Origin of the sequence: Reinekea thalattae (genome assembly GCF_008041945.1) — a bacterium.
Classification (GTDB): domain Bacteria; phylum Pseudomonadota; class Gammaproteobacteria; order Pseudomonadales; family Natronospirillaceae; genus Reinekea; species Reinekea thalattae.
The window spans coordinates 2,501-5,344 of the sequence record NZ_VKAD01000005.1; the positions used below are offsets into that span (position 1 = coordinate 2,501).

General features: G+C 51.4%; 2 rRNA genes (1 of these 2 running past the window's edge). Both read left to right on the plus strand.

Annotation, left to right across the window (positions count from 1 at the left end):
* Nucleotides 1-2,331: ribosomal RNA gene (locus tag FME95_RS13580) — 23S ribosomal RNA — on the plus strand; it begins 556 nt to the left of the window's first position.
* A 175-nt stretch (nucleotides 2,332-2,506) separates the two neighbouring features.
* Nucleotides 2,507-2,622: ribosomal RNA gene (gene rrf, locus FME95_RS13585) — 5S ribosomal RNA — on the plus strand.
* Nucleotides 2,623-2,844 lie beyond the last annotated feature (222 nt).

Consider the following 2,844-nt stretch of genomic DNA (forward strand, 5'->3'; position numbering starts at 1 on the left):
TTGTATAATGGGTCAGCGACTTACATTTTGTAGCAAGGTTAACCGCATAGGGGAGCCGTAGGGAAACCGAGTCTTAACTGGGCGTATAGTTGCAAGGTGTAGACCCGAAACCGAGTGATCTAGCCATGGGCAGGTTGAAGGTTGAGTAACATCAACTGGAGGACCGAACCGACTGTCGTTGAAAAGCCAGCGGATGACCTGTGGCTGGGGGTGAAAGGCCAATCAAACTCGGAGATAGCTGGTTCTCCTCGAAATCTATTTAGGTAGAGCCTCGGACGAATACCACTGGGGGTAGAGCACTGTTTGGGCTAGGGGGTCATCCCGACTTACCAACCCCATGCAAACTCCGAATACCAGTGAGTACTATCCGGGAGACACACGGCGGGTGCTAACGTCCGTCGTGGAAAGGGAAACAACCCAGACCGTCAGCTAAGGTCCCAAAATCTATGTTAAGTGGGAAACGATGTGGGAAGGCTTAGACAGCTAGGAGGTTGGCTTAGAAGCAGCCATCCTTTAAAGAAAGCGTAATAGCTCACTAGTCGAGTCGGCCCGCGCGGAAGATATAACGGGGCTCAAACATAGTACCGAAGCTACGGACTTGTCTTAGACAAGTGGTAGAGGAGCGTTGTGTAAGCTGTTGAAGGTGTGTTGAGAAGCATGCTGGAGGTATCACAAGTGCGAATGCTGACATGAGTAACGATAATGCGAGTGAAAAACTCGCACGCCGAAAGATCAAGGGTTCCTGTCCAACGTTAATCGGGGCAGGGTGAGTCGGCCCCTAAGGCGAGGCTGAGAAGCGTAGTCGATGGGAAACAGGTTAATATTCCTGTACTTCATTACAGTGCGAAGGGGGGACGGAGAAGGCTAGGTTATCCACGCGTTGGTTGTCGTGGTTCAAGCTTGTAGGCTGGTTGTTTAGGAAAATCCGGACGACTAAGGCTGAGAAGTGATGACGGTGACTCTACGGAGTCCGAAGTAATTGATGCCCTGCTTCCAGGAAAAGCCTCTAAGCTCCAGCTGTAATGGAACCGTACTCTAAACCGACACAGGTGATCAGGTAGAGAATACCAAGGCGCTTGAGAGAACTCGGGTGAAGGAACTAGGCAAAATGGTGCCGTAACTTCGGGAGAAGGCACGCCGCTGATGGTGATGGGCTTTACGCCTTAAGCTGTTGGTGGTCGAAGATACCAGGCCCCTGCGACTGTTTACTTAAAACACAGCACTCTGCAAACACGAAAGTGGACGTATAGGGTGTGACACCTGCCCGGTGCCGGAAGGTTAATTGATGGGGTTAGCGTAAGCGAAGCTCTTGATCGAAGCCCCGGTAAACGGCGGCCGTAACTATAACGGTCCTAAGGTAGCGAAATTCCTTGTCGGGTAAGTTCCGACCTGCACGAATGGTGTAACGATGGGGGCGCTGTCTCCACCCGAGACTCAGTGAAATTGAAATCGCTGTTAAGATGCAGTGTATCCGCGGCTAGACGGAAAGACCCCGTGAACCTTTACTATAGCTTCACACTGGACTTTGACGTTATTTGTGTAGGATAGGTGGGAGGCTTTGAAGTAGTGACGCCAGTTGCTATGGAGCCAACCTTGAAATACCACCCTGATAACGTTGAGGTTCTAACGCGTGCCTCGAAACGAGGTAGCGGACCGTGTGTGGTGGGTAGTTTGACTGGGGCGGTCTCCTCCCAAAGAGTAACGGAGGAGCACGAAGGTTGGCTAATCCTGGTCGGAAATCAGGAGGTTAGTGTAATGGCACAAGCCAGCTTGACTGCGAGACGGACAGGTCGAGCAGGTACGAAAGTAGGTCATAGTGATCCGGTGGTTCTGTATGGAAGGGCCATCGCTCAACGGATAAAAGGTACTCCGGGGATAACAGGCTGATACCGCCCAAGAGTTCACATCGACGGCGGTGTTTGGCACCTCGATGTCGGCTCATCACATCCTGGGGCTGAAGCCGGTCCCAAGGGTATGGCTGTTCGCCATTTAAAGTGGTACGCGAGCTGGGTTTAGAACGTCGTGAGACAGTTCGGTCCCTATCTGCCGTGGACGTTGGAAAATTGAGAAGAGCTGCTCCTAGTACGAGAGGACCGGAGTGGACGAACCCCTGGTGTTCCGGTTGTCATGCCAATGGCATTGCCGGGTAGCTAAGTTCGGACGGGATAACCGCTGAAAGCATCTAAGCGGGAAGCCCCCTTCAAGATGAGTTTTCCCTAGGCTATAAGCCTTCTGAAGGGCCCAGTAAGACTAACTGGTTGATAGGCAGGGTGTGTAAGCGTTGTGAGGCGTTGAGCTAACCTGTACTAATTGCCCGTGAGGCTTGGCCATATAACGCCGAAGAGGTTTGGCTGTACGAAGCTTTAGAGATTGAATGTAGAGCTTCAATAAGTTTTGATTGAGTTAGTAATGCAGTGATTGAGAACGATATCTTCTAGACACGAATTGCACTGAGGTTGTGGAAGCACGATCTCCTAGCCGCGCAAGCGGAGTGACTACAAGTTTGCTTGACGACGATAGAGCGTTGGAACCACCTGATCCCATACCGAACTCAGAAGTGAAACGATGTATCGCCGATGGTAGTGTGGGGCTTCCCCATGTGAGAGTAGGTCATCGTCAAGCTTTTAAATAGAATGCCCCGGTAGGTTATCCTGCCGGGGTTTTTTTATGCCCGAAGGAAAGGGAAGGCTGGGAAGGGAAAAAGAGAGAAGATCTTAGAAGAAGGTATAAAGGCAAATGAAAGCAACGTGTTTGTAGTGTTGTAGTGATGGACAGCCCGCAATGCCCCTTACCGGCTCGAGAACTCGCTGCGCTCAGACACACTCGCCGATAAACACGCATTGC